This window comes from Variovorax multivorans (genome assembly GCF_051216835.1).
In the GTDB taxonomy this organism is placed as follows: domain Bacteria; phylum Pseudomonadota; class Gammaproteobacteria; order Burkholderiales; family Burkholderiaceae_C; genus Variovorax.
Genome location: NZ_JBPJZL010000001.1, coordinates 671366 through 684645, shown reverse-complemented (window position 1 = coordinate 684645; position 13280 = coordinate 671366). Strand labels below are relative to the sequence as shown.

At 66.1% G+C, this 13280-nt stretch carries 15 protein-coding genes and 2 riboswitches; of the genes, 3 read left to right on the top strand and 12 right to left on the bottom strand.

Features of this window, described 5'->3' with window-relative positions; all coding sequences use genetic code 11:
* Positions 1-33: 33 nt before the first annotated feature.
* The 10 genes from gcvH to ACSFCA_RS03220 form a co-directional block, all read right to left on the bottom strand.
* Entirely contained in the window at positions 34-405 is a 372-nt protein-coding gene (gene gcvH / locus ACSFCA_RS03265; RefSeq protein ID WP_176658246.1) for a glycine cleavage system protein GcvH, read from the bottom strand.
* A 60-nt stretch (positions 406-465) separates the two neighbouring features.
* Complete coding sequence (gcvT, locus tag ACSFCA_RS03260; RefSeq protein ID WP_435458606.1) at positions 466-1638, bottom strand: glycine cleavage system aminomethyltransferase GcvT; 1173 nt, start codon at positions 1636-1638, stop codon at positions 466-468.
* Between the two features lie 45 nt (positions 1639-1683).
* Positions 1684-1796: riboswitch (glycine riboswitch) on the bottom strand.
* A 12-nt stretch (positions 1797-1808) separates the two neighbouring features.
* Positions 1809-1899: riboswitch (glycine riboswitch) on the bottom strand.
* 33 nt (positions 1900-1932) lie between these two features.
* Positions 1933-2478, bottom strand: coding sequence for a hypothetical protein (locus ACSFCA_RS03255; RefSeq protein ID WP_435458605.1), 546 nt, complete (start codon positions 2476-2478; stop codon positions 1933-1935).
* A gap of 98 nt (positions 2479-2576) precedes the next feature.
* The gene (locus ACSFCA_RS03250; RefSeq protein WP_435458604.1) at positions 2577-3041 is read right to left on the bottom strand and encodes a L,D-transpeptidase Cds6 family protein; all 465 of its coding nucleotides are present in this window, start codon (positions 3039-3041) and stop codon (positions 2577-2579) included.
* A gap of 98 nt (positions 3042-3139) precedes the next feature.
* Positions 3140-4432 (bottom strand): TRAP transporter large permease, encoded by a 1293-nt coding sequence (locus ACSFCA_RS03245; protein ID WP_435458603.1) that lies wholly within the window; start codon positions 4430-4432, stop codon positions 3140-3142.
* 11 nt (positions 4433-4443) lie between these two features.
* Entirely contained in the window at positions 4444-4956 is a 513-nt protein-coding gene (locus ACSFCA_RS03240) for a TRAP transporter small permease (protein ID WP_258354182.1), read from the bottom strand.
* Between the two features lie 97 nt (positions 4957-5053).
* The gene (locus ACSFCA_RS03235; protein ID WP_258354183.1) at positions 5054-6028 is read right to left on the bottom strand and encodes a TRAP transporter substrate-binding protein; all 975 of its coding nucleotides are present in this window, start codon (positions 6026-6028) and stop codon (positions 5054-5056) included.
* Between the two features lie 44 nt (positions 6029-6072).
* Positions 6073-7092, bottom strand: a complete 1020-nt coding sequence (gene denD / locus ACSFCA_RS03230) for a D-erythronate dehydrogenase (protein ID WP_435458602.1) — start codon at positions 7090-7092, stop codon at positions 6073-6075.
* A 64-nt stretch (positions 7093-7156) separates the two neighbouring features.
* Positions 7157-7909 (bottom strand): anti-sigma factor, encoded by a 753-nt coding sequence (locus tag ACSFCA_RS03225; RefSeq protein WP_435458601.1) that lies wholly within the window; start codon positions 7907-7909, stop codon positions 7157-7159.
* Positions 7906-8499: an RNA polymerase sigma factor gene (locus ACSFCA_RS03220; RefSeq protein WP_435458600.1), complete on the bottom strand. Its 594-nt coding sequence runs from the start codon at positions 8497-8499 to the stop codon at positions 7906-7908. Before ACSFCA_RS03220 ends, ACSFCA_RS03225 begins: the two co-directional genes overlap by 4 nt.
* Positions 8500-8626: 127 nt before the next feature.
* Here ACSFCA_RS03220 and ACSFCA_RS03215 point away from each other — a divergent pair, with 127 nt between their 5' ends.
* Positions 8627-9163, top strand: coding sequence for a DUF3455 domain-containing protein (locus tag ACSFCA_RS03215; protein ID WP_435458599.1), 537 nt, complete (start codon positions 8627-8629; stop codon positions 9161-9163).
* Between the two features lie 37 nt (positions 9164-9200).
* Here the strand turns inward: ACSFCA_RS03215 and ACSFCA_RS03210 are convergent, their stop codons facing one another.
* Entirely contained in the window at positions 9201-9686 is a 486-nt protein-coding gene (locus ACSFCA_RS03210; protein WP_435458598.1) for a tetratricopeptide repeat protein, read from the bottom strand.
* A gap of 191 nt (positions 9687-9877) precedes the next feature.
* Between ACSFCA_RS03210 and ACSFCA_RS03205 the strand changes: the two genes are divergently transcribed.
* Positions 9878-10372, top strand: a complete 495-nt coding sequence (locus ACSFCA_RS03205; RefSeq protein ID WP_435458597.1) for a hypothetical protein — start codon at positions 9878-9880, stop codon at positions 10370-10372.
* 258 nt (positions 10373-10630) lie between these two features.
* Here ACSFCA_RS03205 and ACSFCA_RS03200 read toward each other — a convergent pair whose 3' ends face one another.
* Positions 10631-12328 carry an electron transfer flavoprotein-ubiquinone oxidoreductase gene (locus ACSFCA_RS03200; RefSeq protein WP_435458596.1) on the bottom strand — a complete coding sequence of 566 codons (1698 nt, stop codon included), beginning with the start codon at positions 12326-12328 and terminating at the stop codon, positions 10631-10633.
* A 141-nt stretch (positions 12329-12469) separates the two neighbouring features.
* Between ACSFCA_RS03200 and ACSFCA_RS03195 the strand changes: the two genes are divergently transcribed.
* Positions 12470-13252, top strand: coding sequence for an SDR family oxidoreductase (locus ACSFCA_RS03195; RefSeq protein ID WP_435458595.1), 783 nt, complete (start codon positions 12470-12472; stop codon positions 13250-13252).
* Positions 13253-13280 lie beyond the last annotated feature (28 nt).

Genomic DNA, 13280 nt, shown 5'->3' with positions numbered 1-13280 from the left:
AGAAGAAGAAAGGTGGCTGAAGAACTCAGCGGATCAGGATTCGGCGGCGAACTTGTCGTAGGAGGCCGCGTCCAGCAGGGCGTCGAGCTGTGCAGGCTCGCTCAGCTTGACCTTGAAGAACCAGCCGGAGGCCAGCGGGTCGCTGTTGGCGAGCGACGGGTCGGCGCGCAGCGCCTCGTTCACTTCGGTGATCTCGCCCGACACGGGCATGAACACGTCGGCCGCGGCCTTGACCGACTCAACGACGCCGGCAACTTCGCCTTGCGCAAAGGTCTTGCCGACTTCGGGCAGGTCGACGAACACCACGTCGCCCAGCGCGTCCTGCGCATGCACGGTGATGCCGACGGTGGCTGCGTCGCCTTCGGCCGACACCCATTCGTGGTCCTTGGTGTACTTGATGCTCATGGAAAAACTCCTCGTGGAAAAAATGAATCGGGGTGCAGAGCCTAGCCGGGTCGACCAGGCTCAGCCGCGGTAGTAGCGGGTGGGCACGAAAGGCATCGTCGAGACCTCCATCGGCACCGGCTTGCCGCGCACGATGGCCTGCACGCGCGTGCCCGGCTCGGCGAAGGCGGTGGCCACGTAGCCCATGGCGATGCAGCGGTCGGCCGTCGGGCCGAGCAGGCCGCTGGTGACGACGCCGATGTCGTGGCCTTCGAACGACTGCAGCACCGTGCCGTCACGCACCGGAATGCGTTCGAGGGCAACGAGGCCCACGCGCTTGCGCTTCAGCGTGTCGTGGTCGGTGTGGCCGGCAGCGCCCGCGGCAGCGACGGCGAGCTGCGCGAGGATCTTTGCCGCACCAGGGAAGCCGCCTTCGCGCGCGCCACCGGTGCGGCGCACCTTCTGCATCGCCCAGTTGAGCGAGGCCTCGACCGGCGTGGTCGTGGTGTCGATGTCGTTGCCGTAGAGGCAAAGCCCGGCTTCGAGCCGCAGTGAATTGCGTGCGCCAAGGCCGATGGGCTTGACCTCGGGCTGGGCCAGCAGCAGGCGGGCCAGCGCCTCGGCGTCTTTGGCGGCCACCGAGATCTCGAAGCCGTCTTCGCCGGTGTAGCCGCTGCGGGTGACGAAGGCAGGAATGCCGCCGATCTGCACCGCGCCGCCGGTCATGAACACGAAGCGCTCGATGCCGGGCGACAGCCGCGCCAGTGTGGCCGCGGCCTGCGGGCCCTGCAGCGCGAGCAGGGCATGGTCGGGCAGGGGCTGCACCTTGCAGCGGCCGCCGATCTTCTGCTGGATGTGAGCGATGTCGGCCACCTTGCAGGCGCCGTTGACGATCACGAAGATCGAGCCGTTGCCCTCGTTGAAGAACATCAGGTCGTCGAGGATGCCGCCTTCGTCGCTCAGCAGCAGGCCGTAGCGCTGCTTGCCGGCGGGCAGGTCGATCACGTCGACGGGCATCAGGGTTTCGAAAGCCGCCGCCGCATCGGGCCCGACGAGGCGCAGCTGGCCCATGTGGGAGATGTCGAACAGGCCGGCCGCATCGCGCGTGTGCTTGTGTTCGGCCATCAGGCCGGCGGGGTACTGCACCGGCATCGAATAGCCGGCAAAGGGCACCATGCGGGCACCGAGCTCCACGTGGAGGTCGTACAGCGGCGTCTTGAGAAGTTCGGTAGCGGGGGCGGAAGAAGCAGCCACGGGGCACTCCAAAGGGGCAGACGAAATCCATGACGCAAGCCATGGGCCACCCCTGCTGTCCGCTTTACCTGAGAGATTCGCCCCACGATCGGGGTTTGCTCCTTCGGTGGGCCGATGGGCAGTTTTCACTGCAACGGCCTCTCTCCAGCAAGGAAACGCCGGTGTTCACCGGCGCCTTGTCAGTCCTTTTGCCTGAGCGTTCGGGAAACCCCTGCGCCTTCGGCGGCCCCGGCATGCGGGGCTCTCTCCTGACCCTGGCGAGTGTAGTGGATCGCGCGGGGCCGGGGTTTGGCGTCAGTGGATGATTTCGGCCGGGGGCAGCAGCTTGTCTATACGCTCGCGCAGCGATTCGGCGCGTTCGGGGCCGGCCGTTTTCTCGATTTCGGAGAGCATCAGCGCGGCGATGGTCAACATCGCCTGCCGGTCACGGGCCTCGCGCAGGGCGTCACGCATCTGCAGCGCGAACTTCGGGTCGCGCCGCACGAACATGCGCTCGCAGATGTCGAACAGGAACATGCGCGTGGTGGCCAGCGAGCGCTTGCCGTCGAAGGTGTCGGCCGAGGTGGTGGCGACCTGGATCGGCTCGGCGGCGGCGATTGGCGCGGGCTGGGCCGCTGCCGGTGCGGGTGCCGCAGCAGCCTGCGGGGCCTGCAGGTAGCCCCGCTGCACCAGCGCCAGGATCGCCTGTTCGGCTTCAATCCGGTTGGCGAACAGCGGACTGAAGTCGGTCAGCGAGCGCCGGCCGTCGGCCATCAGCAGCAGGGCGCGTTCACGCTGGCTGAGCGTGCGCTGTCCGCCCTGGAGTTCGTCGCGCGCCTTGTCGGTCTTGGTGGGAAACATGGCAGCCACAGCTTTCGGGAATCGAGGGCTGCAGCATCGTTGCAAGTGGTGACATCTTCATGAACCGTTTGCCTTACAGGGGCAATCGCGGCTGGCCTTCAGCCCGCGCTTTCCTTGCGTATGAGCCACTGGTTGCCCACGCGCTGCAATTCCAGCGTCTTGCGGCTCTTCTCGCGCAGCTTGTCGGCGCTGTAGGTCTGCTGAAAGCTCGCGCTGGCCGCCTGTCCCTGGACGCTGATGACGAGGCTGTCGATGCTCACGCTGATGGCCGCCTTGTCGGTAATGCGCGCGCGGCGGTCGGCTTCCCAGGCCTTGCGGTCCTGGCCGCGGGGTGGCGCGAAATCGGGTGCATAGGCGGCCAGGTAGCGCGCCACGTCCCGGGCTGACCAGGCTGCAGCCCAGGCGCGCACGGCGGCTTCGACTTCGCGGATGCTGGCGGCGGGATCGGCCGGCGCTGCTGCCGATACGGGGGCTGGTGCCGCGGCGGGCATTGCGGGCGGGGCGCCGAAGGCAGCCGGAGCCAGCAAGGCACCGCCCAGCAGGCAGCTCAGGAATCGATTCATGGCGCAGTCCCCTCCTTGTCGGTTGTCGGCCCTTGGCCCGTCGCCCGATTCTGGCAGTGAACATGCACCGGGCCGATCGGGCCCCGGAGCCCAGGCCGCTACTTGAACCCGAGCACGTGCGGCAGCCAGGTGCTCAGCGCCGGCACGAAGGTCAGGATGACCAGCACAGCCCCGTGCGCCCAAAGGAACGGCACCAGTTCCTTCACCAGCGCCGACATCGGCACCTTCGACACGTTGCACGTCACGAACAGCAGCCCGCCCACCGGCGGCGTGATCATGCCCAGCGTGAGGTTGAAGATCACGATCATCGCGAAGTGCACCGGGTCCACGCCCAGCTTGATGGCCACCGGCGCGAGGATCGGCGCCAGCACCATCACGCCCGGCAGCGGCTCGATGAAGATCCCGAACAGCAGCAGGAACACGTTGACGATGATCAGGAACATCCACGGCGAGAGGTTTATGCTGATCAGCCATTCGGCCATCTGCTGCGGAATGCCCTCGATGGTCAGCACCCACGCGAACGAGGCCGACAGCCCGATGATGATCAGCACCGAAGCCGACAGCAGGGCAGAGCGCGAGAGGATGTCCGGCAGCATCTTCCACTCAAGCGTGCGGTAGACGAACTTGCCGCACACCAGCGCATAGAACACCGCGACCACCGAGGCCTCGGTCGGCGTGAACCAGCCGGCGCGCATGCCGCCAAGAATGACCACCGGCAGCAGGATCGCGGGAATCGCCTTCCAAGTGGTGACCAGTATTTCGCGCAGCGGAGGCGTCTGCCCATCGCCCTTGTAGTTGCGCTTTTTCGAGACGTAGAAGTTCACGACGCACATCGCCACCGCGATCAGGATGCCCGGCATGATGCCGGCCGCGAACAGCGTGCCGACCGACACGCTCTCGTCCTGCAGCGCGTAGATGATCATGATGATCGAGGGCGGAATGATCGGCCCCACGATGGCAGTCGAGGCCGTGAGCGCCGCCGCATACGAGCGGTCGTAGCCGGCCTTGTCCATCATCTTGATGAGCATCGACCCCGGCCCTGCCGCGTCGGCCAACGCCGAGCCCGAGATGCCGGAGAAGAAGGTCAGCGACACCACGTTGGTGTAGCCCAGCCCGCCGCGCCGGTGGCCCACGAACTGGCCCGCGAAGCGCAGCAGCACCTCGGTGAGCGAGCCGCCGCTCATGAGCTCGGCCGCAAGAATGAAGAAGGGCACCGCCATCAGCGGAAAGCTGTCGATGCCGGTGAAGGTTTCCTTCAGCAGCACCATCAGCGGGTAGTTTTCCGCGAGGATGAGCGTGGTCACGGTAGAGAGGCCCAGCGCAAAGGCCACCGGCACGCCGATGGCCAGGAAAATGCAGGCAGAAACGATCAGAACGATGCTGGCATCCATGGTCGTTCTCCTTACAGCGACGCCGAGGCGTTGGCGTCGAAGTGCGCGTCGGACGCGAACTCCCTGCGCAGCACGTAGCCGCGCACCACCAGCAGCCAGTGCACGATCAGCAGCACGCCGCCGAACAGCATCGCGCTGTAGATGTAGGCGAACGGAATTTGCGTCACGGCAGTGAGCTGGAACATCGTGCGTTCCATGTACAGCCAGCCGTACCAGACCATGAAGCCGAAGAATGCGAACAGCAACCCGGCGACGACGATGCGCACCGCGACGGCCGCATTGCGGGGCAATGCGTCTTGCAGGTTCTCGACCGCGATGTGTCCGCCGTAGCGCAGCACCGGCCCGGCCCCCAGGAAGGTGAGCCAGATCATCATGTGGCGCGACACCTCTTCCGCCCATTCGAGCGACTGGTTCGTGGTGTAGCGCAGCACGACGTTGGTGAAGATGATGACCGACATGGCGGCCAGCAGAAGAATCAGCGCCCAGCGGTTGGCGGCGAGAAAGTAGCGCTCGAAGGCTTGCACTTTGTGTTGTTCTCTGTTCTGTCTGAAAAACGAAGCGCCCGGCGCACGCATGCGTGCCGGGCGCGTTGCCGGAAAGCCGGCCGTGGCGGCTCAGGGCTTACTTGACGTCCGTGATCTTCTTGATGTTGTCGGCGCCGAATTCCTTGGCGTAGCTCACGTAGGCGGGCTTCAGCGCCTCGCGGAAGGCGGCGCCGTCGACGGTGCGCGTGACCTTCATGCCGTCTTTCTCGAGCTGGGCGATGCCGTTGTTCTCGTCGTCGTTGACCTTCTTGCGCTGGGCGATGGAGGCCTTCTTCGCGGCTTCGGTGAACACCTTCTTGTCGGCGTCAGAGAGCTTGTTCCACACCTTCGGCGACAGCAGCAGCAGCGCCGGCGAGTACACGTGGCCCGTGAGCGAGAGGTGCTTTTGCACCTGCGAGAACTTCGACGACAGGATCACCGGAATCGGGTTCTCCTGCCCGTCGACCGTGCCTTGCTGCAGCGCGCCGAACAGTTCGGGGAAGGCCATGGGCGTGGGCAAGATGCCGAAGGTGCGGTAGCCGTCCATGTGCACCTTGTTTTCCATGGTGCGCATCTTCAGGCCGGCCGCATCGCTGGGCTTGACGATGTCGCGCTTGCTGTTCGTCATGTGGCGAAAGCCGTTTTCCGTCCAGGCGAGCGCGATGATGCCCTTGCTCGGGAACTTGGTCAGGATGTCCTGGCCGATGGGGCCGTCCATGACTTTGCGCGCATGGTCATAGTCGCGGAACAGGAACGGGATGTCGACGATCTTGACCTCGGGCACGAAGTTGCCCACCGGGCCGGTCGAGGTGTTGACCAGGTCCTGCGTGCCGAGCTGGATGGCCTCGATCTGCTCGCGTTCGCCGCCCAGCGCCGAGTTGGCGAAGTGCTGGCACTTGTAGCGGCCTTGCGTGCCTTTCTCGATTTCTTCGCAGAACACCGTGGAGCCCACGCCGTAGTGCGACTCCTTGGAAGTCGCGTAGCCGATCTTCAGAACGGTCGGTTGCTGCGCGAAGGCGGAAGTGCCCAGGGCGAGCGAAAGGCAGGCGGCGGCGATGTGGCCGAGTTTCATGATGTCTCCGGGGTTGGGGTCAGGTGCGCGTCAGGCGCAACGGACTATGCAACACCGGGGAGCTTCACCGCGTCGGGATTTTCACGGACGTACTGGCGAATGACGGCCTCGAAGCTTTCGTCAGGCATGAGCCCCAGCGCCCTCGCGCGCACGGTCTCGATGTGGCCCGGCCAGGTCTTCACGATGCGCTGGATCGTCGGGTCGGGCGTGCGGTCAAGCAGGGCGGTGGCGGCCTTGCCGGCCACGTGCTCCAGCGCCGCGGCCATCTCGCCGACCGTGGTGGCGAGCGAGGGCAGGTTGAGCGCGGTGCGCGGGCCCCATTGCGCATCGCTGGTCTCGGCGGCGCGGATGATGCCTTCGATGGTGCGCGCTGGTGACGCAATGGCGACAGGCGTTGCGTCGGGCACGGGGCAGGCGGCGGGCAACCCGGCCAGCGGCTCGCGGATCATGCCGCTGAAGAAGCCCGAGGCCGCGCCGTTGGGCTTGCCGGGGCGCACGCTTACCGTCATGAGCCGCACGCTGCGCCCGCGCACGAAGCCCTTGCGCGTGAAATCGGCCACCAGCTGTTCACCAATGAATTTCTGGATGCCGTAGCTGGTCTGCGGCGTGGGCAGCGTGTGGTCTTCGATGACCTTCGGCAGCGGTTGCTCGGGAGAATCGCCGAACACCGCTAGCGAACTGGCGAACACCAGCACGGGTTTCGTGCCGAGCGTGCGTACTTTTTCGAGCAGGGCATGCGTGGCTGCGAAATTGCTGCGCATGCCGAGGTCGAAGTCGGCCTCGCATTCGCCGCTCACCGCGGCGGCCAGGTGGAAGATGGCATCGGCTTCGCGCCAGACGGTGGCGTCCGCCTCGGCGGCGAGCTGTGCGTTCAGGTCGCCGGTCACGGCGGTGATGCGCGCATCGGCAGCGAGGTCAGCGGGAGCGCCCGCGCGGTCGACCAGCGTGATGCGCTCGATGGGCCGGGCCGGTGCGCCGGCCAGAGAAAGGCTGCCTTGCTTCAACAGCGTGCGCGCGAGGCGCGCGCCCAGAAAACCGGCGCCGCCGGTGATGACGATCTGCATGGGTTTTTGTCTCCTGTGAGCCGCAAGAATAAGCGAGGCTCACCGGATCAGGATCACAGGAAGCTCACCAGAGCTTGGCGCAGGCGCCGCTCAACACCACATCGGCACTGGGGGCCGCAGGCGAGGTGCTGCGCTCGCGCGTCACGACGAGGCGCGAGACCTTCGACAGCAGCTTCTCGGAGGTGTCGGGCAGCGTGAGGATGCCAGCGCCGCTCGCCGGCACCGTGCCGATGGCGAAGGGCGCCGCGTCGGCGGGCAAGGCCCACAGCACGAGCCGTTCGCCGCCCGAAACGGGCAGCGCCGTCGCACCCAGCACCTTCAGCGTGACCGTGCGGCCATGTCGCAGCGAACTGACCAGCAATCGCCCCCGGCCCTCGGTGTCGGAGAGCACGCCCACATAGCTTTGCGGCAGCCGCTCGCCCGTACGCATCGCGAGCTGGTCGCTCGTGATGAAGGCTCCAGGCATTGCAAGGAACAGCGCGCTCGCAGCGATGACGCCCGCCACGAGCCCGCCGAAGCCGAAGCCCGCGGGCCGCAGCCAGCCGGTCCAGCGAGAGGCCCGTGCCTGTCGTGCTTGCTGTGCCTGGGCGGGTTGGGTGCGCGCGGCGATCGCGCGCCAGAGATCGGGCGAAGGCTTGCGCTGCGGCACCGACAGGGCCAGCTGCCCGAGCCTCTGCTCCCATTGCGCCACCACGGCGCGCACGTCCGCGCGATCGCGCATCAGCCGCTCGAAGCGCCGCCGCGCGCCGCCTTCGAGCGTGCCGAGTGCGTAGGCCGATGCCAGTGCATCGAGCAGGCGGGCGTCGGTGTATCTCATGACGCCACCCCTTGCGCGCTCAGGCAGGCGCGCAGCTTGTCGAGCCCGCGTCGTATCCAGGCCTTGACCGTGCCGAGCGGCGCATTCATCTGCGCCGCCACCTCGGTGTGCGACAGGCCCTGGTAGTAGGCCAGCGCCAGGCTCTGGCGGAAGCTGCCGTCGAGCACAGACATGCAGCCCTCGATGCGAAGCGCATGCATGGCCTGGTCGAACAGCTGCGCTGCGCCGGGGGCCGGGTCGGCTGCCGTGTCGGCCTCGGTTTCTGCCTCTCCGTCCGGGCCGGTGGCCAGCGGTTGTTCGTGGGCATTGCGTCGCTTGCGCGCGCGCAGCGAGTCCAGCGCCTTGTTGCGCACGATCGCGATCAGCCAGGTGATGGGCTGGATCTCTTGCCCGTCGACGCTGGAGCGATAGCCGCCCGCGTTTTTCCAGATGCTCACATAGGCCTCTTGCAGCACGTCTTCGGCTGCCTGTTCATTGCCCAACATACGAACCGCGACGCCGAACAGATGCAGGTGCGTGCGTTCGTAGATCTGGGCAAAGCACGCGTGGTCGCCACGGGCCGCGCCGGCGATCAGGTCTTGCAGACTCATCAGAATATTTCTATTCATGCGGGCGAGTATTGCATCCGTTCCTGCGTGCGTGTCGTTTCTGGAGAAGGGCCGGATAGTCCGGCCCGCACTTGTTCGTTTATCTTTTCTTCTTGAACCGGGAAATGCCATGACATTGAAACCGACGCGAATCCTTCCCTTGGGAGCTGCCCTGCTGGGCGCCGCCTTGCTTGCCGCCTGCGCATCGCCAGCCACCGAACTGCCGGCCGCCATCAAGGCGCCTGATGGCGAACGCGCCGCCTTCACCTGGCACGCGGTGGGCGTGCAGATCTACGAGTGCAAGGCCGGCGACAAGGGTGCGCTGGCCTGGCAGTTCGTGGCGCCTGAAGCGGAGCTGTACGGCCCCGGTGGTGCCAAGGTCGGCACGCACGGCGCTGGGCCCAATTGGACCGCGCTGGACGGCAGCAAGACGCTCGGCACCGTGAAGGCTCGTGCCAACGGCCAGCGCGAGGCCGACATTCCGTGGCTGTTGCTGACCGCCAAGTCGGCGGGCGGCCCCGGAAAACTGGCCGGCGTTACCAGCGTGCAGCGCATCAACACCCTCGGCGGCAATGCGCCGGCAAAGGGGTGCGAGGCGCAGGCCGATGCAGGCAAGCGCATCCGGCAGGACTACAGCGCGGACTACGTCTTTCTGGTTGCCAGGTAGCCGCCGCATGAAGCGGGCCAGCTGGCCCGCTTCATGCTCAGCTCTTCTTGGCGCCACCGGCCTTGAAGCTCTCGACGGAAGCCTTCAGGTCCTTGTACTCCGGGCAGGCCATGTTGCAGGCCTGGCCCAGTGTGGCAAGGCGCTGCTCGGCCTTGGGCAGGTCACCCATCGAGATGTACAGCTCGCCCGAATATTCGAGCGCACCGACGTGCTTCGGATCGATCTTCAGCGCGGCGTCGTAGTACTTCTCCGAGGCGGTCCACTTGCCGGCGCCGGACTTGCGCAGCGTGTAGCCCATGAGGTTGTTCCAGTCGGCGTTGCCGGTGTCGTTGACGCGTTCGAGTTCGCTGATGGCCGCGGTCCACTTGCTCTCGGCGATAAGGGCGCGGGCGGCAGCCAGCTTGCTGACCGGTGCGGCCTTGGCGGCCGGCGCAGGGGCGGGTGCCGGGTCTGCGGCGAGCGCGTGACTGGCGGCGACGGTCAGAGCGGCGGCGATGGCGATGCGGTTGAGCAGGGTGTTCATGGCGAAAGATCCTCTTCGAGAAGTTGAATGGGTTGGCGGGCGGCAACTTGCATCGCCGTCCTGATTCCATTTACGCCACGGGTTTCCGAACGGACGCATCGCCGCGAAAAAAACTCTGACGAGGCCTCCCGTCGTGGTCCTGTCGCGGATGAGTTCACGCTTAAAGTACCTGCTGGAGCGGAGGAACAATCATGGACAGCAGATTTGAAGTGTCGGATGCCGTGCGCAATCTCGACCCGGACCGGATCGATCGCGACCGGTTCAGCTGGCGCGCCGCTTTGCTTGGCGCAGCGGTCGGTGTCGGTGGGCAGACCTATGGCAGCAGCCTGATCTCCAACGTGAGCACCTTGGTCCTGCAGTCGCTGGGTGCTTCTCCCAAAGAGGCCTATGCGCAGGTCTACGGGTTTGCGCTGACACCCAGCTTCGTTCTGTCGTTCGCGCTCGGTGTGTGTGTCTACCTTGCTTGCGGCTATGTCGCCGCATCGCATGCGCACAGTCGGCCCTATCAACACGGTCTGGTCGCAGGCTTGATGACGGCCTCGCTCTTCGTGCTCATGGCGATGGGGCCATACGGGTCTTCGATACCCGGCTGGTACGCGTGGCTGGCACTGACACTGCCGGTCGCATGCGGCACGGCCGGGGCGTATCTGTATGCGCGCAAGCGCGGAGGCGGCGTGAAGCCGTAAATATTTCCTGGACGCGGGGAGTGCGGACAGACGTTGAAGAGCCGATAGAGCGGCAGTTGATCGGCGAACACAACAGCAGCACTCATTGTGCGAAGGGCGCCGGGTGCTCCCCGCAGCGAAATAAAGGAGGAGGCCGAAGGCCGGGGGACATTCGCGGAGGGGAGCACCCGGTGGCCTTCGCACGCGCCCCCGAACGCAGACAGCACCAAAACGAAAAAGCCCTCCGAAGAGGGCTTTTCCACACAAGCGCAGAGCGCCTTACATCCCCACGTAGTTCGGCCCGCCGCCACCTTCAGGCGTAACCCACACGATGTTCTGCGTCGGATCCTTGATGTCGCAGGTCTTGCAGTGCACGCAGTTCTGCGCGTTGATCTGCAGGCGCTGCTTGCCGTCATCGGTGCCCACGAACTCGTACACGCCGGCCGGGCAGTAGCGGCTCTCGGGACCGGCGAACTTCGCGAGGTTGACGTTGACCGGCACCGTCGCATCCTTCAGCGTCAGGTGGGCCGGCTGCTGCTCTTCGTGGTTGGTGTTGCTGATGAACACGCTGGAGAGCCGGTCGAAGGTGAGCTTGCCGTCCGGCTTCGGATAGACGATGGGCTTGCACTCCGACGCGGGCTTCAGGTACTGGTGGTCGGGCTTGTTGCGGCGCAGCGTCCATGGAATGTGGCCCTTGAGCAGCCATTGCTCGACGCCGTTCATGAAGGTTGCAATGCCCAGGCCCTTCTTGAACCAGGCCTTGAAGTTGCGCGCCTTGTTCAGCTCGGCGTGCAGCCAGCTCTTCTCGAACGCGGCCGGGTAGGCCGTGAGCTCGTCGTGCTGGCGGCCGGCAGTGACCGCGTCGAAGGCGGCTTCGGCGCACAGCATGCCGGTCTTGATGGCGGCGTGGCTGCCCTTGATGCGGCTCACGTTGAGGTAACCGGCCTCGCAGCCGACCAGCGCACCGCCCGGGAACACCGTCTTGGGCAGCGACATCAGGCCGCCTGCCGTGATGGCACGTGCGCCGTAGCCGATGCGCTTGGCCGGCTTGATGCCCTTGGCCTCGTCGCCTTCGAGATACCAGCGGATGTTGGGGTGCAGCTTCCAGCGCTGCATTTCCTCGAACGGGCTCAGGTAGGGGTTGCTGTAGTCCAGGCCCGTGATGAAGCCCATGGTGACCTTGTTGTCCTCCATGTGGTACAGGAAGGCGCCGCCGTAGGTGTTGTTGTCCATCGGCCAGCCGGCGGTGTGCAGCACGAAACCGGGCTGGTGGCGCTTGGGGTCGATTTCCCATACTTCCTTCACGCCGAGGCCATAGGTCTGCGGATCCTTGCCCGCGTCGAGCTTGTACTTCGCGATGAGCTGGCGGCCCAGGTGGCCGCGCGCGCCTTCGGCGAACACCGTGTACTTGCCCAGCAGTTCCATGCCGAGCTGGAAGTTCTCGGTCGGTTCGCCGTCCTTGCCGACGCCCATGTTGCCGGTGGCCACGCCGCGCACCGAGCCGTCTTCGTTGTAGAGCACTTCGGCGGCCGGAAAGCCCGGGAAGATCTCGACGCCGAGGTTCTCGGCCTGCTGCGCCAGCCACTTGGTGAAGGCGCCCAGGCTGATGATGTAGTTGCCGTGGTTCTGGAAGCAGGCCGGCAGGAAGAGGTTGGGAGTGCGCAGGCCCGATTTCTCGCCCAGGAACACCATCGCGTCGTCGGTCACGGGCTGGTTCAGCGGGGCGCCGAGTTCCTTCCAGTCGGGCAGCAGCTCGTTGAGCGCACGCGGGTCCATGATGGCGCCCGAGAGGATGTGCGCGCCGGGCTCCGAGCCCTTTTCGAGCACCACGACCGAGATCTCTTTTTCGTGCTGCGCGGCGAGCTGCTTGAGCCGGATCGCGGTCGAGAGGCCGGCCGGGCCGCCACCGACCACGACCACGTCGTATTCCATGGCTTCGCGAGGGCCGAACTGGGCGAGGATTTCGTCGTGGGTCATGTGGGTTGGGTCGATAATGATTTTTCGAGGCGCGGGGCTTCCCGGGTTGCGGGGCATTTTATGCGGCGTCCACGGGCGGTCCGTGTCACTCGTGGGCGGGGCGCTTGGGCGTCACCTGCGCGACTCCACAGGATTCAGTTCATGGCTTACAGCATCGATCTTTCCGGCCGCGTGGCCTTCGTCACCGGCGCCTCCAGCGGGCTCGGCGCCCAGTTCGCGAAAACCCTTGCCCGTGCCGGCGCCGCAGTGGTGCTGGCCAGTCGCCGCGTCGAGAAGCTCAAGGAACTGCGCGCACGCATCGAAGGCGAGGGCGGCGACGCCCACGTGGTCGAGCTCGACGTGACCGACATCGGCAGCATCAAGGCGGCAGTTGCGCGCGCCGAGACCGAGGTGGGCGCCATCGACATCCTGGTCAACAACTCGGGCGTGAGCACCACGCAGCGCCTGGAGGACGTGACCCCCGACGACTACGACTACATCTTCGACACCAACGTGAAGGGCTCCTTCTTCGTGGCGCAAGAAGTGGGCAAGCGCATGCTGGCTCGCGCCAAGGGCACGGCGCCGGGCACCTACATCGGTGGGCGCATCATCAACATCGCTTCAGCTGCCGCGCTCAAGGTCATGCCGCAGATCGGCACTTACTGCATGAGCAAGATCGCGGTGGTGCAGATGACGAAGGCCATGGCGCTCGAATGGGGCCGTTTCGGCATCAACGTGAACGCGCTGTGCCCGGGCTACATCACCACGGAGCTCAACGAGGAGCACTGGAGCACCGAAGGTGGTGCCAAGCTGGTCAACATGCTGCCGCGCAAGCGCGTGGGCAAGCCCGAGGACCTGGACGGCCTGATCGTGCTGCTGGCCAGCGGCCAGAGCCACTTCGTGAACGGCGCCGTCATCGCGGCCGACGACGGGTTCTCGCTCTGAGTCCGCGGGCTTGGGTCGGCATTGCGGC

Bases quoted from the DNA above. Each gene is read 5' to 3' on its own strand.
- gcvH (WP_176658246.1), bottom strand. From the start codon at position 405: ATGAGCATCAAGTACACCAAGGACCACGAATGGGTGTCGGCCGAAGGC.
- ACSFCA_RS03255 (WP_435458605.1), bottom strand. From the start codon at position 2,478: ATGTTTCCCACCAAGACCGACAAGGCGCGCGACGAACTCCAGGGCGGA.
- ACSFCA_RS03235 (WP_258354183.1), bottom strand. From the start codon at position 6,028: ATGAAACTCGGCCACATCGCCGCCGCCTGCCTTTCGCTCGCCCTGGGC.
- ACSFCA_RS03215 (WP_435458599.1), top strand. From the start codon at position 8,627: ATGACATTGAAACCGACGCGAATCCTTCCCTTGGGAGCTGCCCTGCTG.
- ACSFCA_RS03245 (WP_435458603.1), bottom strand. From the start codon at position 4,432: ATGGATGCCAGCATCGTTCTGATCGTTTCTGCCTGCATTTTCCTGGCC.
- ACSFCA_RS03200 (WP_435458596.1), bottom strand. From the start codon at position 12,328: ATGACCCACGACGAAATCCTCGCCCAGTTCGGCCCTCGCGAAGCCATG.
- ACSFCA_RS03220 (WP_435458600.1), bottom strand. From the start codon at position 8,499: ATGAGTCTGCAAGACCTGATCGCCGGCGCGGCCCGTGGCGACCACGCG.
- ACSFCA_RS03225 (WP_435458601.1), bottom strand. From the start codon at position 7,909: ATGAGATACACCGACGCCCGCCTGCTCGATGCACTGGCATCGGCCTAC.
- ACSFCA_RS03250 (WP_435458604.1), bottom strand. From the start codon at position 3,041: ATGAATCGATTCCTGAGCTGCCTGCTGGGCGGTGCCTTGCTGGCTCCG.
- denD (WP_435458602.1), bottom strand. From the start codon at position 7,092: ATGCAGATCGTCATCACCGGCGGCGCCGGTTTTCTGGGCGCGCGCCTC.
- ACSFCA_RS03205 (WP_435458597.1), top strand. From the start codon at position 9,878: ATGGACAGCAGATTTGAAGTGTCGGATGCCGTGCGCAATCTCGACCCG.
- ACSFCA_RS03195 (WP_435458595.1), top strand. From the start codon at position 12,470: ATGGCTTACAGCATCGATCTTTCCGGCCGCGTGGCCTTCGTCACCGGC.
- ACSFCA_RS03210 (WP_435458598.1), bottom strand. From the start codon at position 9,686: ATGAACACCCTGCTCAACCGCATCGCCATCGCCGCCGCTCTGACCGTC.